25 protein-coding genes and 1 pseudogene are annotated in these 22187 nt (G+C 53.4%); 13 read left to right on the top strand and 13 right to left on the bottom strand.

Annotation, left to right across the window (positions count from 1 at the left end):
- Positions 1 to 13 precede the first annotated feature (13 nt).
- Both GOV90_RS17405 and GOV90_RS17400 read left to right on the top strand, forming a co-directional pair.
- Positions 14 to 1000: a glycosyltransferase family 2 protein gene (locus GOV90_RS17405; protein WP_170636897.1), complete on the top strand. Its 987-nt coding sequence runs from the start codon at positions 14 to 16 to the stop codon at positions 998 to 1000.
- A gap of 13 nt (positions 1001 to 1013) precedes the next feature.
- Positions 1014 to 1925: a glycosyltransferase family 4 protein gene (locus GOV90_RS17400; protein WP_171091464.1), complete on the top strand. Its 912-nt coding sequence runs from the start codon at positions 1014 to 1016 to the stop codon at positions 1923 to 1925.
- A 359-nt stretch (positions 1926 to 2284) separates the two neighbouring features.
- Here GOV90_RS17400 and GOV90_RS21410 read toward each other — a convergent pair whose 3' ends face one another.
- From GOV90_RS21410 to GOV90_RS17390, 3 genes and pseudogenes are all read right to left on the bottom strand, one after another.
- A complete protein-coding gene (locus GOV90_RS21410) occupies positions 2285 to 2791 on the bottom strand; it encodes a zinc-binding dehydrogenase (RefSeq protein WP_371732490.1) in 507 nt (168 codons plus the stop codon).
- 138 nt (positions 2792 to 2929) lie between these two features.
- Positions 2930 to 3238 (bottom strand): annotated as a pseudogene (locus tag GOV90_RS21405) (alcohol dehydrogenase catalytic domain-containing protein); the annotation flags it as partial.
- Between the two features lie 135 nt (positions 3239 to 3373).
- The gene (locus GOV90_RS17390) at positions 3374 to 4264 is read right to left on the bottom strand and encodes a TauD/TfdA family dioxygenase (protein WP_217350779.1); all 891 of its coding nucleotides are present in this window, start codon (positions 4262 to 4264) and stop codon (positions 3374 to 3376) included.
- Positions 4265 to 4366: 102 nt separating this feature from the next.
- On the opposite strand from GOV90_RS17390, the gene GOV90_RS17385 reads away from it, so the two are divergent.
- A complete protein-coding gene (locus GOV90_RS17385) occupies positions 4367 to 5254 on the top strand; it encodes a LysR family transcriptional regulator (protein WP_171091462.1) in 888 nt (295 codons plus the stop codon).
- Between the two features lie 229 nt (positions 5255 to 5483).
- Complete coding sequence (locus GOV90_RS17380; protein WP_171091461.1) at positions 5484 to 6446, top strand: PLP-dependent cysteine synthase family protein; 963 nt, start codon at positions 5484 to 5486, stop codon at positions 6444 to 6446.
- Between the two features lie 154 nt (positions 6447 to 6600).
- Here GOV90_RS17380 and GOV90_RS17375 read toward each other — a convergent pair whose 3' ends face one another.
- The 4 genes from GOV90_RS17375 to GOV90_RS17365 all read right to left on the bottom strand — a co-directional run bounded on the left by GOV90_RS17375 (position 6601) and on the right by GOV90_RS17365 (position 9473).
- A complete protein-coding gene (locus tag GOV90_RS17375; protein ID WP_253284644.1) occupies positions 6601 to 7371 on the bottom strand; it encodes a VOC family protein in 771 nt (256 codons plus the stop codon).
- A 4-nt stretch (positions 7372 to 7375) separates the two neighbouring features.
- Complete coding sequence (gene rsgA / locus GOV90_RS17370; RefSeq protein ID WP_171091457.1) at positions 7376 to 8458, bottom strand: ribosome small subunit-dependent GTPase A; 1083 nt, start codon at positions 8456 to 8458, stop codon at positions 7376 to 7378.
- 468 nt (positions 8459 to 8926) lie between these two features.
- Positions 8927 to 9145: a GDCCVxC domain-containing (seleno)protein gene (locus GOV90_RS21240; protein WP_253284643.1), complete on the bottom strand. Its 219-nt coding sequence runs from the start codon at positions 9143 to 9145 to the stop codon at positions 8927 to 8929.
- Between the two features lie 4 nt (positions 9146 to 9149).
- Complete coding sequence (locus GOV90_RS17365) at positions 9150 to 9473, bottom strand: hypothetical protein (RefSeq protein WP_171091455.1); 324 nt, start codon at positions 9471 to 9473, stop codon at positions 9150 to 9152.
- A gap of 99 nt (positions 9474 to 9572) precedes the next feature.
- Between GOV90_RS17365 and GOV90_RS17360 the strand changes: the two genes are divergently transcribed.
- The 3 genes from GOV90_RS17360 (at position 9573) to GOV90_RS17350 (ending at position 12122) form a co-directional block, all read left to right on the top strand.
- Positions 9573 to 9971 carry a MerR family transcriptional regulator gene (locus GOV90_RS17360; RefSeq protein WP_171091453.1) on the top strand — a complete coding sequence of 133 codons (399 nt, stop codon included), beginning with the start codon at positions 9573 to 9575 and terminating at the stop codon, positions 9969 to 9971.
- 103 nt (positions 9972 to 10074) lie between these two features.
- Positions 10075 to 11478: a sensor histidine kinase gene (locus tag GOV90_RS17355; protein ID WP_171105583.1), complete on the top strand. Its 1404-nt coding sequence runs from the start codon at positions 10075 to 10077 to the stop codon at positions 11476 to 11478.
- A complete protein-coding gene (locus GOV90_RS17350; protein WP_171091450.1) occupies positions 11475 to 12122 on the top strand; it encodes a response regulator transcription factor in 648 nt (215 codons plus the stop codon). Before GOV90_RS17355 ends, GOV90_RS17350 begins: the two co-directional genes overlap by 4 nt.
- A 74-nt stretch (positions 12123 to 12196) precedes the next feature.
- Here GOV90_RS17350 and GOV90_RS21090 read toward each other — a convergent pair whose 3' ends face one another.
- The 4 genes from GOV90_RS21090 to GOV90_RS17325 form a co-directional block, all read right to left on the bottom strand.
- Entirely contained in the window at positions 12197 to 13021 is an 825-nt protein-coding gene (locus GOV90_RS21090) for a hypothetical protein (RefSeq protein WP_217352341.1), read from the bottom strand.
- Positions 13022 to 13179: 158 nt separating this feature from the next.
- Positions 13180 to 14061 carry a cation diffusion facilitator family transporter gene (locus GOV90_RS17335; RefSeq protein ID WP_171091448.1) on the bottom strand — a complete coding sequence of 294 codons (882 nt, stop codon included), beginning with the start codon at positions 14059 to 14061 and terminating at the stop codon, positions 13180 to 13182.
- 165 nt (positions 14062 to 14226) lie between these two features.
- Positions 14227 to 15135 (bottom strand): cytochrome c, encoded by a 909-nt coding sequence (locus GOV90_RS17330; protein WP_256367950.1) that lies wholly within the window; start codon positions 15133 to 15135, stop codon positions 14227 to 14229.
- Between the two features lie 13 nt (positions 15136 to 15148).
- Positions 15149 to 15616 (bottom strand): cytochrome c, encoded by a 468-nt coding sequence (locus GOV90_RS17325; RefSeq protein WP_171091444.1) that lies wholly within the window; start codon positions 15614 to 15616, stop codon positions 15149 to 15151.
- Between the two features lie 86 nt (positions 15617 to 15702).
- Here GOV90_RS17325 and GOV90_RS17320 point away from each other — a divergent pair, with 86 nt between their 5' ends.
- The 5 genes from GOV90_RS17320 (at position 15703) to sstT (ending at position 19579) form a co-directional block, all read left to right on the top strand.
- Positions 15703 to 16548 (top strand): LysR family transcriptional regulator, encoded by an 846-nt coding sequence (locus tag GOV90_RS17320; RefSeq protein WP_171091442.1) that lies wholly within the window; start codon positions 15703 to 15705, stop codon positions 16546 to 16548.
- A gap of 221 nt (positions 16549 to 16769) precedes the next feature.
- Positions 16770 to 17360: a Crp/Fnr family transcriptional regulator gene (locus GOV90_RS17315; protein ID WP_171091440.1), complete on the top strand. Its 591-nt coding sequence runs from the start codon at positions 16770 to 16772 to the stop codon at positions 17358 to 17360.
- Positions 17361 to 17432: 72 nt separating this feature from the next.
- Complete coding sequence (locus GOV90_RS17310; RefSeq protein ID WP_371732485.1) at positions 17433 to 17630, top strand: DUF2892 domain-containing protein; 198 nt, start codon at positions 17433 to 17435, stop codon at positions 17628 to 17630.
- Positions 17631 to 17846: 216 nt separating this feature from the next.
- Positions 17847 to 18125, top strand: a complete 279-nt coding sequence (locus GOV90_RS17305; RefSeq protein WP_171091438.1) for a hypothetical protein — start codon at positions 17847 to 17849, stop codon at positions 18123 to 18125.
- Positions 18126 to 18349: 224 nt separating this feature from the next.
- Positions 18350 to 19579 (top strand): serine/threonine transporter SstT, encoded by a 1230-nt coding sequence (gene sstT, locus GOV90_RS17300; protein ID WP_171091435.1) that lies wholly within the window; start codon positions 18350 to 18352, stop codon positions 19577 to 19579.
- A gap of 230 nt (positions 19580 to 19809) precedes the next feature.
- Here the strand turns inward: sstT and GOV90_RS17295 are convergent, their stop codons facing one another.
- On the bottom strand, positions 19810 to 20730 hold the full coding sequence (locus GOV90_RS17295) for a hypothetical protein (protein ID WP_171091433.1): 921 nt from the start codon (positions 20728 to 20730) through the stop codon (positions 19810 to 19812).
- A gap of 156 nt (positions 20731 to 20886) precedes the next feature.
- Positions 20887 to 21183, bottom strand: coding sequence for a hypothetical protein (locus tag GOV90_RS17290; protein ID WP_171172874.1), 297 nt, complete (start codon positions 21181 to 21183; stop codon positions 20887 to 20889).
- Positions 21184 to 21458: 275 nt separating this feature from the next.
- Here GOV90_RS17290 and GOV90_RS17285 point away from each other — a divergent pair, with 275 nt between their 5' ends.
- A complete protein-coding gene (locus tag GOV90_RS17285; RefSeq protein ID WP_170747563.1) occupies positions 21459 to 22166 on the top strand; it encodes an IS6 family transposase in 708 nt (235 codons plus the stop codon).
- The last annotated feature ends 21 nt before the right edge of the window (positions 22167 to 22187 follow it).

The following is a 22187-nucleotide window of genomic DNA, read 5'->3' as shown; positions in this document are numbered from 1 at the left end:
GAAGGAGATCACCATGCCCACGGCATCCATCGTCGTACCCGCCTACAATGCCGAAGCAACCTTGGCCGAAACGCTCGCCTCACTGCAGGCGCAGACCTATGACGATTTCGAAATCATCATCGTCGACGATGGATCGCAGGACGCGACCTCCGAGATTGCTCGCGCGCACCAAGGCGACACACGCGTACGACTTGTCGGGCAAGCCAATCGTGGGCTGGCGGGGGCAAGAAATACTGGCATCGCTGCCGCGCGGGGTACATTAATCGGCTTTTGCGACGCCGACGATCTGTGGATGCCCGAGAAGCTGGCGGCTCATGTTCACCATCTCAAGGCCGAACCGGACGTGGGGGTTAGTTACTCCGGCAGTGCCTTGATCGACGAAGCGGGGTGCATGATGGGGATCAAACAAGCACCCCGCCTGAAGAATGTGACCGCAGCACATGTTCTGAACCGCAACCCGATCGGCAACGGATCGGCGGCCGTTATTCGAAAGACAGTGCTGGAGGCTTTGGCCTACCGCCCGAGCTTTGAAACCGAGCGGGATTGGGTCTTCGATGAGACCTTCCGGCAGTCCGAAGATATCGAATGCTGGATGCGGCTGATGTTGAAGACCGATTGGCAGATCGAAGGTGTTCCGGGGCTGCTGACCCACTACCGGATCAATGCAGGCGGGCTTTCGGCGGCTTTAGATCGCCAGTTAGAGGCGTGGGAGAGGATGGTCGCGAAGCTGCGCCCGCTGAACCCTGAATTCTTTGCCCAGCACGAACCCTCGTCCCGTGCTTATCAGCTGCGCTATCTGGCGCGGCGGGCTATCACCAACCTCGATCGGGACAAAGCTTGGGAGTTGTTTGCACGCAGCGTCCAGGAAAGCCTCCGCCCGGTGTTTGAGGAACCTATGAAAACGTTCAGCACTTTCGCCGCAGCCCTTGTGTTGAAAACGTTTGGACCCGGCCCGATCACCCGGCTGGGACAAATGAAATCCAAACTGCAATCGATCTGAGAGAGGCGTCATCATGGAACAGAAAAAGATACTCCACCTGGTGGACGACACGACAGCGGGCGGCGTGATGCGGATGCTCGACCATCTTTTGGCGCAATCAGATCTGTCCGAAACGGTCGATCAAAAGGTGTTGAAGGTCAAACGGACTGCATTTTCTTGGGGCAAACTGAATGCGGATGTCATCGTGTCCCACGTCGTACCAAGCTGGAGAAGCTTACCCGCGTTCTCGGCGCTTCGCGCAATGCATCTGGACACTCGACTGGTCCATGTCGAGCACAGTTACACCCGGGCATTCACCACTCTGAATGTCCCACACAAACGTCGGTTCTTTGCAATGCTGAGGGTGATCTATTCCTTCTTCGATCAGGTGGTCGCGGTCAGCCATTCGCAGTCGGGCTGGATGAAGGAAAGACGCCTGGCCGCCTCGGAAAAGCTGACCGTCATTCCTCCGACCGTTGATTTTGAGCAGTTGTCGCGCAACACGATGCCTCCCAAGTCAAAGACCACAATTGGTGCCATCGGGCGGCTCGAGCAGCAGAAAGGCTTCGACATCCTGATCCAAGGCTTTCGGTTAACCCGAACGCCGGGCGCGCGTTTGTTGATCTTTGGCGAAGGCAGTCAGCGTTTATACCTTGAGACACTGGCAGAGGGTGACCCGCGCATAGAATTTCGGGGCCACGCCGAGGACCCTGCAGAGGCCTATCAAGCCGTCGATATCGTTGCGATTCCGTCGCGTTGGGAGGCCTACGGACTTGTGCTGGACGAAGCGCTTGCCGCGAAGCGCAATGTGATCGCCAGTAAAGTTGATGGGTTACGTGACCGTGAAGGAGATACGAGAGTTTCATTCTGCAACCTTGACCCTTATGATTGGCGACTTGCGATCAATAATTTTCTGCTTTCCAACACTATTGAGAAAAGCAGCTGAATCAAAATTTGACACTGGATCTTTTGTGTTTTAGCCGAGCCATTCGCTGCAAAATCAATTGTGATTTCAAAGAAATTGCCTGAGGCCAGCTTTGCGTTTTGTGCGCGAGCCTACTTAGCGCAGTAAATCTTGGTGCCCTCTGTGGACTGCGAGCGGTTATTGCCTTGTGCCAAGTGGACGGCAGCTATGTCCGCAAAGCGGTAATTCTGATAGAACGCAGCGAACGACCGCTGTGAGCCCAAAGCGGCCGTTTATTGCGTTACCCTGAACAGCCAGTTTGCGCGAGCAACTGAATTTGCATAGGGGCGCAAAATGATAAACAGAATGACTGTTAAAAAACTGTCAGGAGTTTGGGCTGATCAAGGCTGAAACCTTGTGATTACAGCGGTTCCTGGGGAAGTCGGTCCGCTCATTGCCCGAAGTTCACTACTTGCCTCCTCCAAGCGGACCTCCCTAGCCACCATTGGTTGGATGTCGACGTTACCACGTTCAATCATTCCCAGAAGGCGCGGGTATTTCCATGAAGGCATACCACGAGTGCCGAAAAACGAGAGTTGTTTGGAATAGATTGCCCGCATGTTCACCTGCATCTGGCCGTCTCTCGACGGCATACCAATTTGCACGTGTCGACCAAGGGTGGCGAGACACTCTAAGGATGCGTTCGTCGTTGTTTCGATGCCCAGTGCTTCTACGGAAACCTGTGCTCCCCCATCCGTTATATCTCGGATCGCTGCCGCGGCGTCTTGTTTGCTTGCATTTACTGTGGCGTCTGCGCCAATGAGCTTTGCATGCTCAAGTTTCTCTTCAACCACATCCACTACGACAACTCGGCATCCAAGCATTTTTGCCAATAGAAGAACGGACAAGCCAATCCCTCCTGTTCCGTGGACAGCCACCCATTCACCAGCTGCGACATCTGCACGGTCAGTCAAAGCATGCCAAGCCGTGGTTACACGACACCCGAGCCCTGCTGCTAAGGCAGAAGACAGCGTCTCTGGCAAGTGAACCAAGTTGTGGTCAAAAGGCACGGCAACGTATTCTGCGTAAGCACCTGGCGTTCCAAATCCAGGAACGATTTGGTTAGCACAAGTGTTTGATACGCCTGTTTGGCAAGCGTTGCAGCTGCCGCACCCCAAGATGAATGGCGCTATAAGGCGGTCACCAACACTGTGCTTCGCTTGAGGCCCTGCCTCTACTACAATTCCACAATATTCGTGCCCTAAGATGGAGCCATTTTGAACTTTGGGGTGTGCGCCAGACCATCCATGATAATCTGAGCGGCATACGCCACAGGCAGCAACCTCCAGGACCACTCCATTGTCTGGGCAGGTTGGATCTGGGACCGTCTCAATCGAAAGGTCTTCACAAAACTCTCTTACGACTGCAGCTCGCACTTAGCGCTCCTAAAGATCTGGTTTCTTTGATCGAGCAATTCGGTTCGGTCGAGTTTAAACAGGTCTATCGCCTTTCACGGTCACACGTCGCCCTTTTCGCTCTGCGGGCCAATAGTCCCAGATCGCACGATGCATACAGCACCGGTTGTCCCAAAAGGCCATGTCGTTAAGCGACCACCTGAACCGAATTTGATAGTTGATCTGTTCCGCATGCTCAAAAAGCAAGTTGAGGATCGCGTCGCTTTCCTTTTCCGACAAGCCCAAAATCTTTGTTGTAAATGTTCGATTCACAAACAGCGATTTCCGGCCCGTTTCCGGATGAGTCCTAACGATCGGATGAACTGCTTCGGGACAGTCAATTTCGTTGTCTTTTTGCCCGCGGTCGCTATAGCGGCCTTTGTAGATGTGCTCGGAACTATGAAGTGCAGATAACCCGCTGATCATATCTTTTATCGGTTCGGAAAGATCATCGTAGGCCGCATACATATCACTGAACATGGTGTCCCCGCCGCAGGTTGGAGCGATATGGATTTGTAGCATGGTTCCAAGGGGCGGTATCTCATCGCAAGAGACGTCAGAGTGCCAGAACTCACCGTTTGCCACCTTGGAATTCTTTGTTGCATGGATTTCGAAAATCTCCGGATACCCGTCCATCGTTGGAGCTGCGGGGTGTGCGTGAAGCGGCCCAAAGCGTTTCCCAAATTCAATGTGCTGCGCAGGTGGTATTTCCTTTTGCTCTTTGAAAAATAGCACTTGGTAGGTGTGAAAAGCGTCGCAGATCTCCGCAAACTGGTTGTCAGGCACAGGCCGGCTTAGGTCGACTCCGTAGATCTCAGCCCCGAGGTTTGGAGCGAAGGGTTTGGCGACTATGGAAGTATAGGCGTTGGATTTGGGAGCAACCATAAGCACCTCTGGGTTTGGTTTCATAAGGCGTGCTGTGCGCATGGTACACATCAACAAAAATGAACAAAAACGAAAAATCTTTGACTAATTAGTGAAATTCTTTCACATGTGGATCACGGTTTAAGCGGTAGCGAGGTTATCGGAATGAGTATTCGGTCACTGCGAACTCTAATCGCAGTTCATCGACATGGTAGCTTTCGTGCCGCGTCAGAGGCGGAGCATCTAACTCCGTCGGCGGTCAGTCACCAGATGCGGAATCTGGAGGTCGCGTTGGGGCTCGATTTATTTGACCGATCAGCCAAGTCGCCCAAACTTACTCATACCGGGCTAACGTTCGTCGGAGAGGCTGCTGCGGTGGTGGCTGCATATGACGGTTTGGCGGAAAGGGTGAAGTCGAACAATGAACTCTCTGGTGAGATAACTTTGGGCGCCGTTCCAACGACCCTGACTGGACTAGTGCCGATTGCGTTAGCGAGGCTAAAATCCGAGCATCCAGATATCCGTGTGAGAATTGTTCCAGGTTTGACCAATCAGCTTTTGCTCCAGTTAGACCGCGGGCAGGTTCAAGCGGCTATCATTTCCCGACCAGACGTTCTGCCAAACACGTTGGAATTCTCTGAAATCGTATCCGAAAAATTAGTCCTGCTTGTCTCGGAAAACACCCCAGATTTACCTTCGAGAGAACTGCTTGGTGCGTCACCGTTTATTCGTTTTACGCGTGATGCGGTTGTAGGAAGGCAAATCGAGACTTGGCTGCAAAGAAAGGGCATTGAAGTCAAAGACGCCATGGAACTAGAGAGCCTTGAAGCAATCTCAAGTATGGTGGCCGCTGAACTTGGCGTATCAATCATACCAGACAGCCGCTTAACTGCATATGACCACTTGCGGCTCAAAAGGATTTCCCTTGAACAGAACGGACCTAAGCGCATTGTTGGCCTGGCAAGTATGACGGCGTCGCCTCACACCAAAATGATCGAGGCAGTTACGGCGGCGCTATTGGAAGCAGCGGATAGCCAGCGGGTTTATCTGTGAGTTGGCACTCCAATAGATATCCACAAGAAATTATTTTCCACTCAAACAACCGAGACTGGAAATCAGTTTTGAACCGGTCTCTAACGCCATACCTGATTGCCGCGATAGGCTGTGTCGTCTACAGAGCAGCCTCCCGTTACTTTTTGCTGGAAGAGCGCCAAGCGCCCATGTTGCAAAACTCTGCATTGTCTACCAAAGTTCGCTTCGAAACAGAGTTGGGGCTCTTAAAATGACTGGTACAGTTTGTTCCATTCTCGGAGCAATTGGAAACACACCTTTGGTATGTCTTGATCGGCTGGTAAAGCATTATGGTTGCGAGGGAAAAATTTTAGCCAAGCTCGATTACTTGAACCCCGGATTCTCCAAAAAAGACCGCGCGGCGCTCGGTGTCATTGAAGCAGCTGAGGCCAATGGCACGTTGGAGCAAGGGCAGACAATCGTTGAGCTGACAAGTGGCAATATGGGCACCGGCCTTGCCATCATCTGCAGTATCAAGGGCTACCCATTCGTTGCTGTCATGTCCAAGGGCAACTCGCCTGAGCGCGCACAAATGATGCAGGCTCTTGGTGCTGAAGTCGTGTTGGTAGATCAAATGCCGGGAAGTCGCCCTGGGGAAGTATCAGGCGCTGACCTCGCAGAGGTTGATCGCGTGGCTACAAAACTGACGATTGAACGCAACGCATTTCGAGCTGACCAATTCCAACGAGCAGGTAATCCGAGTGCTCATGAACATACGACTGGCCCAGAACTCTGGGAACAGTCCGGCGGCAACATCGATGCATTCTGTGATTTTGTCGGATCGGGTGGCACTTTGGCTGGGACGTCCAAGTACCTGCGATCGCGAAATTCAGAGATCAAATGCTATCCAATTGAGCCTGAAGGCGCTGCCGTGATCGCGGGTCAGGAAGTGACAAGCCCCGAACATCCCATTCAGGGAGGAGGGTATGTTATGGGTGATCTCGATTTCCTTCGAGGTTTCGTGTGGGATGGGTTTCTTCAAATTGATGGCCACACCGCGCGTAAGACCTGTCGCGATCTGGCGCGCTTCGAAGGCATTTTCGCTGGGTTTTCTGCCGGCGCTAACGTGGCGGGTGCTGTCGAGCTACTAAAAGGCCCTCACAAAGGCCAGACCGTTTCCGTGATCATTTGCGACTCCGGGCTGAAGTACCTTTCTACAGATCTTTTCACGTAGAACTGCCCTTTGACTTAGGGTGCTAAACGTCTGCTTCGTCCGCATAGCAGTCGTTCAGGCCGAGTGCAGCGAATGTCTACTTCGAGCCCTGAGTCACGGATGCTGCAGAGCGGGCAAATGTCCGCTCTGCAATTCCTGTGAAGAATTTGGCGAGCTAATAGAAATTTGTTTTCTGCTTGACGCCGAGAGCAAACGGCGCACCGACTGGATCACACAGGATGGGACTATCGGCTTGAACGGATTCATTATAATCCACAGGAGCCAGACGCGCCCCTTTGGTTTCAGCAGCACGGGAGGCATCAGAGACTGAAGCAACCTTGATGCACGGAACCCAAGATGCATTTGAGGCAGGTGACCAAGTCGCGGCATGCTGGATTGCAACAAGATGGCCCTGAGGCCCGAGGAGCGTGACGCAATCCTTGTCCCGCTCGGAAGAAGCCTGCCATCCGAAGAGTTCGATGTAGAACGCTTGCGGAAAGTCATTCCGGTTGCTGACATACACTTCAGGGCCGAACTGCCGTTTCGGCACGGGGAAACCGTGCCGAGACAGCGAAATCCCCACTAGAGCACCGAACGGATCGCGGACGAGTGCATTGCGACCGACACCCGGCACCTCGAATGGCTCCCGAACGATCTGACCTCCGAGTGTACCGACGCGGTTGATCGCTATGTCCACATCGGGGACTTCGATGTAAGCGATCCAGCCATTTTCCTGCTCCGGGGGCGTCTCAATCAATCCCGGACCCGCTTCGTCACCGGAGAGGGCAAGGACGAAATCCTGCTCGCCGCCACCCCATGCAAAATCCGATGCCCGCTCGACTTCATACGTCCAATCGGCAACGTGCTGGTAGAATGCCATCGAACACGCGCTCTCCGATGTGAAAAGATCATGCCATACGAATTGACCTGCTTTCGACTGTGTCATCGTCTTACTTCCTGACATATTTGAGCTTTTTGACACCGCGGACCATCTTCCCGAACGCCTTGTCGCGCGATCTGCGTTCCGCAAGACTCGCGGAATTGAAGGCGTCTTCGGCCATGAGCTTGCGCCATCTGCTAAGACGACCGCCATCAAGAGCACCCTCATCGATAGCCTTCAGAACAGCGCATCCCGGCTCGGATTCGTGCTGGCAGTCCCTGAATCGACACCGCACGGCCAACTCCTGAATGTCGGCAAAGAGATCATTAATGCCGTCCGCTGCATCGGTGAGCTGCAATTCCCGCATACCCGGGGTGTCCAGTATCAGACATCCATTGGGCATCGCATGAAGCTCGCGCCGCGTTGTGGTATGCCGCCCCTTGGCGTCGTCCTCGCGAATAGATTGGGTCTCGAGGGATTGGCTTTGTAGCAATGCATTGGCTAACGTCGATTTCCCAACGCCAGATGAGCCGAGAAACGCCACAGTCTTGCCGGGCCTGCACCAAGATGTCAGTTTTGTCCGGGGCGCGTCTCCGCGGGCGTCAAGTGCGACTACATCGATCATGTCCGACACCGTGCGGGCCGTGTCGATGTAGCTTTGCGAGTCCGTCAGGAGGTCGGTCTTTGTGACGACGATGACAGGCGTGATCCCTGCCTCAAAAGTCAGAGCTGCATAGCGTTCCAGCCGGGCCACTTTGAAGTCCTGATTGCAGGACGTGACGATAAAGGCGGTATCAATGTTCGCAGCGATCAGTTGTTCCTGCCGGTCGGTTCCTGGCGCACGCCGTTTGATGAGGCTCGTGCGCTCTAGAACCCGACTGGATCGCGGGCGCGAAGGATCCAGCATCAGCCAGTCCCCGACAGTTACATCGACTCTGGGAGGAAGTATCGTATTGATGCCGTCACCGAGGGCGTGCAGTCCATTGCGTTGCACTTCGACAATTCGAACGGGCGGTGTCACCGACAAATCTTCTACGCTGATCTGCTGGGCGAAAAACTGTTGCCATCCCAATGCCTGAAGAGGGTTGAAGTCGGAGTGTCTTCCGGCGTTGCGTGCGCGAAGCGGAAGGAAGTCTGAGTAATCCCTTATCATAGGGTGTCACTTTCATGTCTCTGGCCCGAGTTTGATCTGGGCGCCGTTGGTGAGAAAAAAGTTTGCACATCAACACTCACCGTCGGCCATGATGTGACGGTGTTTCTTCAGATGTTGAATGTGCTCCGGGAGGCGTGCTGCCTCCCTTCCTTACCGGGACATGAAATCTCCATTTCAGATTATGTGCACATAGGATGAACGCGTGCACAACACAACAGTTGACGGCTGATTTGGAACTCTTCTTCAGTTACCGTAGCGGCCATTCAACAGGAAAAAGACTATGTCAGCTTTGTCCGCAAGGTGGACGTTCAAGCAAGGTGCAGCGAACGGCTGCTACGAGCCCACATTGACCGATGCTGCGCGAAGCCCCAATGACAGCAATGCGCAGAAAGCTGACTTTGCAAACTTTGGCGGACGAGCCAATACGGACAATCAACACCTTTCTCGGATGTTGCGGTTGCGGCCTGCTTATCCGCAACAGGAGTCACCTAACTGAATTGGCGGACACGGGACAGTTGCGTAGGAACAAAAGACACAGCAATCGCCTTCCAATGGTTTCAAGACTGCCTTGCATGATTTGCATTCATAAAACCACTGGCACGACTCAGTTGGCATTGTCTCGGTTTCAACGTGCCCACACCGAGGGCAGGTAAAAATGCTATCTAGCACCACAGTTTGTTTTGTCATTGTCTCACATCTGCATGATTAGATAATTGTTGATTTGCGCCTCATTGAACACGAGGACCCATGCCAGCGCGGTGATCGCCGTGCTTCCGACAAGCCACCATTTCAGATTTGCCAACGTCCCGTTTCGATGCGCTACGAACCACGAAACCGCGACCAGCACTGTTGAGATGGCGAGAACATAGTAGCTTGCTGCCGCAATTTTTCCGAATATCGCCAACCAACTGCCACCCAAGCCGAGCAACATCATGGCCATTGGAAGAACACAGCATGTCGCGACCCCCAGAGCGGAAACCGATCCCAAGTAGCTGAGGCTCACATATTTCTTCATCTTCTGCTCCCGAGGTACTCGATTTGATTGTGTTGAGGCACCGGCATTCAGAGCGTATAACTCCTGTAGTAACTACAGGATCAAGTGGAGGCACTTCACATGATTGCGATAGGTGAGGCTTCTCGGCAAAGCGGGGTCGGCATAGAAACTATCCGCTACTACGAACGCGAAGGTATCGTACCAAGACCCGCACGAGCTCTGAACAATCGTCGCCTCTATTCAGCAAACGATGTGGGTAGACTTCGGTTTTTGAAGAAATGCCGCGACCTGGGGTTTCCTCTATCTGACGCAAAGGCGCTTTTGGAGCTGTCAGAAGGAAGTACCGAAGACTGCCGATCAGTGAAAGAACTGGCCGAGGCACACATTGCCAGCGTTCGAAGCAAGATTGATGAGCTCAGACGTCTGGAGCGCGCCTTGAGTGAGCTCACGGCCAATTGTGATAGCGGAAACGTTCAATGCCCGATGCTGCAAAGACTTAGAACGATGGATGAAATCTGACTCTTGCCGCTGGGCGGAAGCAAAGAGTCTGAGATTTAGCCAGATCGCGTCAGACCAAGGTCTGTGGTGCGGTAACAGATTGTAGTTCATAGTCGATTTCACGATGAGAGTGAAAGTAGCTGACCTGACGATTGGCAATTGGTCGTTGTCGCGAGTGTTTCTTGCGGCCAGCATCGTTGTGATGGGCACTGCTACTGCAATCGTCGGGGTGTGGGTGTCAAATCGAATCCAGAACGCAGTCGTGCAAAACTCCGCTAACTCTGCGGCTCTATATATGGAAAGCGTAGTATCCCCGCTCAGCCAGGAATTGGCACATGGCGACCGCCTTTCAGAACAGGCGAGCCTGGCGCTGGACGAGATTTTTATGACCCAACCAATGCGTGACCGCATCGTTTCCTACAAATTCTGGAAGCAAGGCGGTGTGATTGCGCATGCCTCGGATACAGACATCATTGGAAACAGTTTCAATCCAACAGATGACTTAAGGCGGGCGTGGAGCGGTGATATCTCCGGCTCTTTCGAAGAGCTTGATCATGCCGAAAGCGCCGCAGAGGCGGCATTGGGAATACCATTACTTGAAGTTTACAGCCCCATCCGCGAACTCTGGTCCGGCGAAATCATCGCTGTTGCTGAGTTCTACGAAAGAGCTGATCAGCTTGAGTTAGACTTAGCCCAGGCCAGGCGAACAAGTTGGTTGGTCGTCGGTTCCGCATTTCTGGCATGTACGATTGTTCTGTATTCCATCGTTGCAATTGGCGACAAAACAATTCGACGACAGGGGGCTCTTCTTAAACAGCGCCTGACAGAAAGTGAGAGGATGGCTGAGCAGAATGCGCTGCTGCGGTCGCGTGTGGTCGAGGCGTCAGAAAGATATGCCACGCAAACAGATCGGTTCCTCAAGAATCTTGGAGCTGAGCTACATGATGGCCCTGCGCAATACCTGTCGCTCGCCGCCCTTAGACTGGAGGCGGCGTTTTCCAAAGGGTCCGAAAGACCTAAAGAGGCAGAGGAAATTCAGCAATCCCTGCAAAAATCTCTTGCTGAAATTCGTGCAATATCGCGAGGGCTGTCCGCGCCAGATATCGACAGCCTGTCATTCGCCGATGTTGTGAAGAGAGCAGTGGAGGATCACGCCGAACACAGCCCGTTGCGACCGGAGATTTCGTTCTTGGGTAGCCACGCCCCAGAGTTGTCATTGTCCGACAAGCTGTGCATTTTTCGGTTCCTTCAGGAAACGCTTTCCAATGCCGCGAGGTATGCCCCAGATTCCAACTGCACTGTTACTTCTGAGGTGCAAACCGACCGCATAATTATAAAGGTCAAGGACGACGGGCCTGGATTTAGAAAGTCAGAAGAATCCGCATTGCGTGACGATGGAGGCCAGGGGCTTATGGGCTTGCGAGATCGAGTCGAGAGCATTGGCGGCAAGTTTGAAGTCGTATCGAGACCGGGCGAAGGCACCACCATTGCTATGACACTCTTTCCCAGAAAGTTAGGCACATCATGACTACATCCGTCGTAATAGCTGATGATCACCCGATATTCAGGGATGGTTTGCGACGCACACTAGATGAAGCTGATGGTTTCAAAGTTTTGGCTGCCGGTTCCAATGCTGAAGAGGCAGTGTCGCTGGTCGGCACGCATCAGCCGGACATAGCTATTCTCGACCTCTCGATGCCCGGAGGCGGGATAAGCGCGACACGTAAAATTGCGGCAATGGAAAATCCACCCGTCATTGCAATCTTGACGGTCTCAGAGAACAGCAGCGATGTCGCGGACGCCTTGGAGGCGGGCGCTATTGGGTACATTGTGAAGGGAGTAACCGCGAGCGAACTAACCGCTTCCTTACGCAGCATCGCCGCAGGTGAAGGGTTCGTTTCTCCGGGCTTGGCCTCGCGGGTATTGCTGCAAATCAATGCTGACACCGGCATGTCTATTAACAGCAGCATTCTCGATGACCTTACGCATCGTGAGGAAGAAATACTTCGACGCGTGGCCAAAGGACTGAGCAATCGTGAAATCGCTGACGAGTTAGACCTTCAGGAAAAGACCGTGAAGCACTACATGACGGCAATACTGTCCAAGCTTCATGCGCGAAATCGGGTAGAGGCTGCAATCATCGCCCATGATGTATGGAACAAAGCAGAATAACTTCTTTTTCTTTCAAGACGATGACGGCCCTCACCAAGAGAAGCCGCCAACGAATCTTCGACTGGAGTTGCTGTTCAGTTAGCAACCGCCTGTAGCCTCCGGCGATCAGATGCCGTTGCGTTTCTCTCAACAACAGTCCGGTTGTACGGGTCTTTCAACTCGTAGCGCCCGAACTCGATCTCTTCCTTCCAACCATTGGCATAGTTAACTTCGATGTTGTTGCCTTGGATTTCCACTTTCGTGGGCCGACTTCCGGCAGTGCCGCCTTGCCCAGAGGAACGCACGCTGTCGATTGAGATACCATTCGCCAAAGACCGAAGCCTAGAGACGTCAGCGCCAGTCGCGGGGCGCTCCTCAACAGTTCGGTTCTGAGCATTCTTTCTCTCATACCGACCGTTTTCGATCTCTTCCTTGGTTCCGTCGGCGTAACGCACTTCAATGCCGTTAGCGCTTGTTTCGACCTTCGTTATCCCCGCCGAACCCGACGGTTTGCCCCCTGCTTGAGACCGATCCTTCTTTCCGCTACCTTCATTGGAACGTTTGGAGTCATCATCGTCATCATCATCGTCGTCGTCGCGACCACTTTTTCCTGACCCCGAATTGTCATCACGGTCATCATCTCTGTCGTCGTCGCGATCATCATCTCTATCGTCATCACGATCATCATCCCGGTCATCGTCTCGGCCGCTGCTACCGGACCCTGAGTTGTCGTCTCGGTCATCATCTCTGTCGTCGCGACCATCCCCGTCGCTTCCCCTGCCGCTTTTGGCAAAGGCATATGACGGTTCAAAGTGTAGGCGACCATCGGCATCAAACGCTGGCACATAAGGTGTCGCCGCAATCAACGAAGCCAACGCCGCTGTACTAAGAAGTTGACCCAGCTTTCTTTGAATTTTCATTTTCGCCTCCAATTCTGATCATCACGCTTCGTGACATTGAAGACAGGTTACTTCTGGTTCGGCTTTCCCACATCGGGCTTAGGTCTGACGAATTTCAAGCCGAACGTCTTAGTCTGATCAGTCAATCCTAGAGAGTTTCGCTGAGCCATTTGACCAGTTCAGTGGGAACTAACCCCGTCACCCTTCAACTCGTCATCAGGTTCGAGGTGAATGACAAAGACCGAACCCGGATACAAACGATCCAATTCTTCCTCAATGTCATTGCATATATCGTGCGCTGCACTGACTGGCATGGTGCCGTCCACAACAAGGTGAAACTCTACGAAGATGACATTTGCGGATCTGCGCCCTTTGAGGTCGTGGTACTCTAAGGCGGCGCCAAGATTTGCTTCGATTGCGTTGGAAACAGTCTGCAAGTCATGGTCCGAAAGTGTCACATCCATCAGGCCATCGACGGACGACCGAATAACTTTCCAGCCCTCCCACAAGATGTTCAGCGCAACAAGAATTGCCAGGATCGGGTCGAGGATCAACCAGCCGGTGGCAAGCGCCAGTATCAGACCTGCGATGACACCAACTGAGGTCATGACATCTGTGAAAATGTGCCGGGCGCTTGCCTCCAATGCAGGCGAACCCTCGCGCCTGCCGGTTTTGAGCAAAAGGTAGGCCCATGCGCCATTGACGCCCGTTGCAATGACATTGACGACGATTCCAAGAAGCGGCGCATCCTCAAGATGTGGGTTTGGGAGCGCCAGTACGGCTTCTCTGATGATCAAAAACGCCGCCAGCACAATCAGTACGCCCTCGGCGACGGCGGAAAGATACTCCGCTTTTTTGTGACCAAAGGGGTGGTTTTCGTCAGGGGGTATGTTGGCAATCCGAACCGCAAAATACGCCAGCAGTGCCGCAACAACATTTACGGTAGATTCCATCGCGTCCGACAATAGTGCCACCGAGCCTGTCAGCCACCAAGCCAACAGTTTTAGGGCCAGTACCGCAATGGATATCGGAATGGACCAAAGAGCGATTTTTTGTGTCATTTGGCCGCGACCCTCAGTCAATCATGAACAGAAACTCGGGGGATTGGTGAGCTCCGATGTTAAAAACGTAAAACAGGTGTTTGGTGAAAAGGGAATAGGCCTCACAGCTTCCAACTGGCGATCGGCAACGGCATCTGGTCCCCGCAGCATGGCACCAAACGACTGTTACTCGGATGGAAACCCCGTTGACGAAACAGGAACAGCTTTGAGATAGGCAGCAATCGCCAGACGATCCTCATCCGTGAGACGCGATGTGTTTTCGATGACGTCCACCATCTCACCACCTGCGCTGTCATAATCCGGCGTGAAACCGGATTTCAGGTACTCGGCGATGTCAGCCTCGGACCAATCAAGCTGGTCTGAGGTGAGGCCTGGGATTCGACCTTTCCCGTTTGGATTTGGTGCACCTGTCAGCCAAAGGTCTCGTTTCAGACCACCTAAGCCATTTCGCGGCGTGTGGCATTCGGCGCAGTGACCCAACGCCTCCACCAGATACCGGCCTTGCCTTTGTTGGTTGGTCAGATCACCTTCGACTACCCAGCCTGGCGACATGAACAAAAGCTTCCATCCCCCCAGTCCGCGTCGAATGTTGAAGGGAAAGTGAACCTCATGCGGAACGCTTGCAGTTGTGGCTGGTGGCAGAGTGCTGAGGAATGCGTGAAGCGAAACGATGTCATCCGCTGACATGTTGGCGTAAGATGTGTAGGGAAACGCTGGAAAATAGTGCTGCCCTTCGGCTCCGGTCCCATGGATCAAGGCGTTGGCCAGATCCATGGCTGACCAGGACCCAATACCGACTTGTGGGTGACTGGAAATGTTGGGGGCGATGAAAGTGCCAAACTCCGTCTCAAACTGGCGACCACCGGAGAGCATGAGCTTTTCTTCACCAACCGCGTCCGGCGCTGAATGACAGGATGCGCATCCTGCGGCGTGGAAAACGATTTCACCTCTGGCGAGATCTGGGTTCAAACCGTCAAGTTGAGATCGATCCATTCTTTGTGGTCGGGTCAGCACCAGACCGGCCAACCCAACCAAAAGTGCAACGAAAGCAGTGAAAAGGAAAAACCGCTTCACAGCTTTCTACCATTTAGTCTTTCGGTGCTCTGTACGCTTTGTGACATGCCGAACAGCTTCCACCCAGATCGCCCATAGCCGCTTTCAGGGCATCAACATCTTGGCCAGCCGCAGCCTGCATCGCAACAGCGGCGTCTGCCATGGCCTGCCCTTTCGCACCAACGTCAGGGAAGTTTTCCCAGATCGCAGGAAGCGCTCGGGAGGACGGATCAGAAACATTGTCAGATCCCTGTGGCCACATTGCGGATTGGTCGATCTGCGTTAGTACAACAAGGTTGTTTGCAGCCCGTGTTGCGGCCTCGGCGTCATAATCCACCTCGCCTTTGGCCATGCCGCCAAGCGTACCAAGATTGAAGGCATAGAGCTGCATGATTGAGGTTCGAGCTTTCACAGCCGGGTTTTCACTTTCGTGGGCGATGGCTGTGCCAATTGCGGTCAATGACAAAAGACCCGCCGCGAAGATTGAGAACTGCTTCATCATGATGTGTCTCCCTGTTCAATGCTCCGAATGTTAGCTTGAACGAATTTTCTTGTAATTGTTTGTTATTGGTCGTCTCTTGTTAATTTATGAACAACGAAAACTGGGACGACATTCGATACGCGCTGGCGGTAAGCAAATACGGCTCACTTAATGCAGCCGCAACAGCCATGGGCGTCACGCACGCCACAGTCTTGCGCAGAGTGGCCGCTTTCGAAGAGCGCAATGGCTGCCGGATTTTTCAAAAAAACCCGTCAGGATATTCCGTTCTGCCCGAAGCTAGTGCGATCTTTTCTGCAATGGGAAGCGTCGAAGACGCAGTGCTGTCGGTGGAGCGAGCGGTTGTCGGGGCAAACCGGTCTCCTATGGGTCACGTGCGAATTACGTCTACCGATAGTCTTTGTCAGATTGTTCTCCCTAGAATACTCAACGAAATCTCACGCCTTTACCCAGGTTTGAACCTGACTCTGCTAAGCCAGAACAGCCACCATGATCTTTCCCGACTGACAGCAGACATTGCTGTGCGCCCTTCGATAAAGCTCGGGGAAGGGCTGATTGGGGAGCGTGCAGGAACGCTGTCCTTCGGTGTCTTTGACGATGGTAGCCCCAATCGCAGGTGGATGAGGCTAGACGGGGCGTTGAGTCGTTCACTTCCTGCCAAATGGCTGGCGCAGAATGTAAGCGCCGACGAAATGACCAATGGAGCAGACAGTTTTCTGGTGCTACAGCAGATGGCGGCCTCGGGAGCTGGTAAAACCTTTCTGCCGTCATTTTTTGGCAACGTGGATACCCGCCTTAAACGGTCACAGGACGTGAATCCTAAGATCGAGGTTCCGCTGTGGGTCGCAACGTTAGAAGAAATCTCGAAAACTCCAAGGTTTGCTGTAGTTCAGAAGGCACTAGTCGAACGCATATCGGAAGCGCTAGCTAAGTGATTTTGGGCAACTGAGACTTTCGAGTTCTTAAATTTTTGACTTTCCAAGTTTGCAAAGCCCAGTCGGAAACGTTCGCATTGGGCTACTCCAATCAACTATGATTGCTACGGAGAACGGCAAAACTGAGCCCAAACTGCACACGAGAAGAATCTAAGGCGATCCGGCTTGAATTGATCGATTCACAAGTTTCTAATCTTCGGGAATTTGGGAGATTTGCGAGAATGAGTATCCTCCGCAGTTTTGCCGCGTCACGGGGCGCAACAGTCTTTCAACCAGGTCAAGCATGTCCAGGCTTCATCATTCTGTCAGAGGGATCAATTCGTGTAACGCTTACAGGCCCGAGCGGACGCGAAGCGGTCCTTTATCGTGTCACGCCGGGCGATGTATGCCTCCAGACTTTGTCATGCCTGATAAAGGACGAGGCCTACGGCGCCGAAGGTGTTGCAGAGACCGACCTGACCGGGCAACTCGTGCTAGCGCACGAGTTTCGAAAAAAGCTCGCCGAGGACGCTGAGTTCCGAGATATGATTATGTTGTCCGTTTCCTCGCGGTTTTCGGAGTACCAGCAGTTGATTGAAGATGTGGCGCTTACGAACTTCGATGCGCGGCTCGCCAAGGCGTTGATAAGGCTTGCCTCTTCAAAAGGCAGGGTGAAAGCAACCCACTCCGAACTCGCAAGCGAAACAGCCTCAGGTCGCGCCTACGTTACTCGCAGATTGGCGGCGTTCGCGAAGAAAGGCTGGGTAAAGCAGCATGAGGACGGCATCGCCATACTTGATCGCAAGGAACTGGAACATGTTGCCGCAGGTTAACGGTGACTCTGTCACCGTCTGTCGACGACGCAAAAGGTTAGAATTGGGCATCAATCAACCAAGGAGGATTTAATGATGTCCAGAAATGAAGGAACACTTGATCGCTCACTGCGTATCATTCTCGGCCTTGTGCTGCTGTCTTTGATCTTTGTCGGTCCTCAGACGATGTGGGGGCTTATTGGCATCATCCCACTCATCACAGGTCTATTTGGCGTTTGCCCGATCTACTCCGCTCTAGGGATCAAAACGTGCAGCGTGAAAACGAACTAATGGAAGCTGCATATCTCGGTATTGGGGGCGACGTCACGCCCTCATAGATTCTCAAGTTGAAGCCCAGTTCACCTTGGCGTTGTCGATCCCAACTGGACTGAGGGCGATCTCAGAATCTTGCGAACCTCGTAAGTCCGCTTCGTCCCGCGAAGCCACATTCGCAGGGTCTTGTTTTGAATGTCCGCTTCGGGCTGACTGCAGCCCTTAAGAGCAAGAATGCAAACGGCAGCTATGTCCGCAGAGCAGACATTGATGAACGGCGCAGCGAACGGTTGCTCCGAGCCCAAAGCGGACGTTTTTGGCATGCTTTCCTTGCTAAGGCTTATGGCAGTCAAAGAAGGGTTGGCGCAGTTCCAAAATAGACTTCAGCACACCGTCTTTGCCAATCCAGTCACGGGCTCATCATTTGGCCAGAAGGGCAAGTTAGAGCCCGTTTTGGAGAAAAAGAACTTCGGGGAATTCATTAATAAACATTTATATTTAGGTGGATTTTGAGATCAAATTGACGCAAGGTAAGCCTTTGTAATGCATCAACAAATCAGACTCTTTTTGATCGCAAAAACAACCACTTCAGAAATGTGCGGCAAAGTCCTAAGCCATCTAGAGATGTTTTATTTTTAGCCGAGACCTCCAAATAGCCATCAGCCTTTGAACTTCAACTGTGCCTGCGCGGGCGTGAGCTTCGTCCGTATGGCCCCTACTCAAACAGGATGGTCCCCATGAATTTTATTCTGCGTGGTAGCCTGGTTACCCAAATCACCATCGGCCTAGTCGCGGGTGTTCTGCTTTCCACCGTTTGGCCCTCAGCCGGGTCAGCCGTCGGCTTGCTTGGCGATTTCTTCGTCGACGCATTAAAAGCAATTGCACCCGTTCTGGTGCTGATCCTGGTTTGCGCTGCGATCACCAACCACAAAAAGGGCAGCGATGCCCGTATGGGCCCCGTGGTGCTGTTATACCTAATCGGAACCTTCGCAGCTGCTCTGGTTGCGGTTGCGGCGAGCTACATGTTTCCGGTTACTTTGCATCTGACCGGCGCGCCCGAGCTTTTGGAAGCACCGGGCGGTCTTGCCGAGGTAGTTAAGAATATCTTGCTTAAAATCGTGGACAATCCAGTGAATGCTCTGGCGACTGCTAATTACATCGGCATTCTAGCCTGGGCCGTTGGTCTCGGGCTTGTTTTTCGTCACGCCAGTGACTCGACCAAGACCCTGATGTCGGATCTGGACGGCGCGATTACCAAGATCGTCGCAGCAATCATTCGGCTGGCTCCAATCGGTATATTCGGCATCGTGGCTTCGACTATTGCTGAGACCGGCTTTGACACACTTGCCAGCTATGGCCAACTTCTGGCGTTGTTGCTTGGCTGCATGGTTTTCATGGCGCTGGTTGTTAACCCGCTGATCGTGTTCCTGCGCATCCGTAAAAACCCATATCCGCTGGTTTTCACATGCCTGAAAGAGTCCGGTGTTACCGCATTCTTCATGCGCAGCTCGGCCGCAAATATTCCTGTGAACATGGATCTTTGCCGCCGAATGGACTTGGATGAAGAGACTTACTCGGTCACGATTCCAATCGGTGCTACCATCAACATGGCTGGCGCTGCGATCACCATTACTGTCATGACGCTGGCCACCGTTCATACAATGGGTATTCAGGTTGATTTCATCTCAGCCGTGTTCCTGAGCATCATTGCCTCGATTGCCGCCACCGGGGCTTCGGGGGTGGCTGGAGGATCACTGTTGCTGATCCCTATGGCCGCCAGCTTGTTCGGCATCGACAACGCAACGGCCATGCAAGTGGTGAGCATCGGCTTCATTATCGGCGTGTTGCAAGACTCTGCGGAGACCGGCCTGAACTCATCGACCGACGTTCTGTTCACCGCGGCGGGATCGTACAAACAAGGAGATCCTTACCCACGAAAGCTGGCCGAGGCACAGCTACCCGCTTAGGCACTGCCCGAAAGACTTCAACCGCTGGCACTGGTCGGCGGTTGAAGAACGGATCGGTACGCAAGACAGGCATCGGGTGCAAGTCACTGAACGATCGTATCGAGCCCAAAGCGGCAGATTGCTGCACCTATTTCGAATGTCCGCTTCCGGACTGCCGCCCAGGGTAAAGAAACAGACTATCTCGATAATGCGGCTAACGGCATCAAAGTCGGCCTGACAAAGTGGCAACGCTATTGGAGTGCTTTAGTCAATGCAGAGACCAGCGCGTTCGGATCTTCCTCCATGCGGGGGAGAAGTACTGTTCTCACGACGTCGTTCAATGCCCTATCCGCTTGGGCAGCGGCTGGCTCATCGTGATCGACGAAGACTTCGAATGCTTCAGTGGCGGTTAAGACTGCGCCCGGCACATGCGCCACGCCCTGTAGCAATGCGCTAATGCCTAAATGTTCCACTTGATTGCTATTAGTAGGGGGGCCGACGAACGCGGGATTGAACCCGTCAACTCCCCAAACCTGGCTCGCGGTAAGGCCTTCGCCCGTTGCATATTGATGGATGTGAGGCACACTAAAGTGGCCGATATAGCCGTGGCTCCACAGGGGGCGGTGCGTTAAGGGATTGTACCTGCTTGTGCCTGATAACAGAGCTTGCCAGATCAACAGAGTGGCCTGTCCCTCTGTCTTGGCATGGCGTTCGCGCTCTGCTCGCGCACTCTCTGGCAGCGTTTCGACATAGTTACGGGAAAGCGGCAGCAGCGCCAATGCGCCTTCCAATGCATTGGGCTTGCGCTCGAGAAAAGCCGCGTAAGCATCAGATAGAAGTGCGACGTGAATTGCTCCGGCATCTGATGCCATTGCTTCGGTGAGTGTGTATACAGTCCAGCCCGCCTCACGAAGCGCTGGCGTGCTCACATCCCAAAGCGTCGGTGGCAAGGCTTGACCGCGATCCGCGCTGACTGCCGACAATTCCCCTATGGCATCGGCATACGCGCTCAGTGTAGCTGCGTCGACCTTGTCGGCTTCCAGCCGAGCAAGGTGGTCATCGACGCCGAGATCGCTTAGCTGACCGGTCGGGTGAAGGCCGACTGCCAGAAGGCGTTGCTCCAACTCTGATGCGTTCAGGAGCGCCGGTTCAGGAGGTACTGCCTCCGCCAAGTCTCTGAGTGTTTCAATCCGTAAAAGAGGGCGAGATACAAGCCAAATCGTGCCCGCCGCTATAAGAAGCGCAGCCGCTAGCCAGAGAAACGCTGACCGCTTCATGAAGTCCCCGACCCGCGCCACGTTTTTGCAAAAGACGGCACGGGTCTTGTCCTATTCCTGCGCCAGATAATCTTCAAAACCCTTCACCGCGCCGTCAATGATCGTACAGTTACCTGCCGCGCGTATTGTTGGGTCGTCCCAATACACATTCCAGAAAACGACGATACTTTGATCGTTCAAAATGCCCGGAAATACGGAAATCGCGGCGTTTGGCAGGTCAGCATATTTGGGTACATCCCACAAATAGTCGTGGCACAGTTGAAGCGCGTCAGTCGTTTGACGATCAAATGCATGGGCAGACGATGCAAAGCCAACCGCCAAAATCGTTGCTGTGATCAGGGCCTTCATTGGAGTCTCCATTTGCTTACGCAGTCTTCAATTCTCGACACTATGCATGCTGCCGTCCGGCATCAAATACGGTAGCCTTAGATTCGAGACGCATGTGCCATCGATGCCTGCCCCGGGGTTTTCCAGAAACGCTTCGCCAATATCGCGGGCGCATTGACTGAACACAAGGGCCCCGTGCCCTGTTTCCGGGAACAGGAACGACTGACTGTTGGGCAAAGGGTCTTGTCAGAAGAACTTTGCTTGAGGCGGGCAGGGGTGTTGCGTAGCTTTTGCCCATGACCAAACCTGCCTCCTTCAAGTACTTCAAAACCAGCCCCGAGATCATCCGCCTTGCAGTGATGTTATACATCCGTTTCCCGCTCTCGCTTCGGAATGTCGAAGATCTGCTGCACGAACGCGGCATCGACGTGAGCCACGAAACCGTCCGATATTGGTGGAACAGGTTTGGCCCGATGTTTGCTGCTGAGATCAGACAGAAGCGTGTTCAGCAGCTGCGCGCATTCTCAAAATTTAAGTGGCACGTGGATGAGGTTTTCGTGAACGTGAATGGCAAGCGGCATTATCTTTGGCGGGCTGTTGATCACGAAGGCGAGGTGCTGGAAGCTGTTGTCACCAAACGCCGAAACAAGGCTGCAGCACTTAAATTCCTCAGGAAATTGGTGAAGCGGCACGGTTGCGCCGAAGAGATCGTCACAGACCGTTTCGCATCGTACAAGGCGGCGCTCAGAGATTTGGGTGCTCTCGAAAAACAACAAACGGGCAGGTGGCTCAACAACCGCGTCGAGAATTCACACCTTCCTTTCCGACGACGCGAACGCGCGATGCAGCGTTTCAGGCGCATGCGAAGTCTACAGAAATTCGCCGCCGTCCACTCATCTGTCTACAACCACTTCAACCAGGAAAGATCGCTCACCAGCAGAGACTCCTTCAAGCTGACACGCGCCGACGCTCTCGCCGAGTGGCGTCAACTTTGTTCCGGATAGGTTCGCGGTTTCCGCGGCAAA

Origin of the sequence: Ruegeria sp. HKCCA5929 (assembly GCF_013034525.1) — a bacterium.
GTDB lineage: Bacteria > Pseudomonadota > Alphaproteobacteria > Rhodobacterales > Rhodobacteraceae > Ruegeria.
The sequence above is the reverse complement of the archived record's forward strand: the minus strand, read 5'-3'. Positions and strand labels throughout refer to the sequence as shown.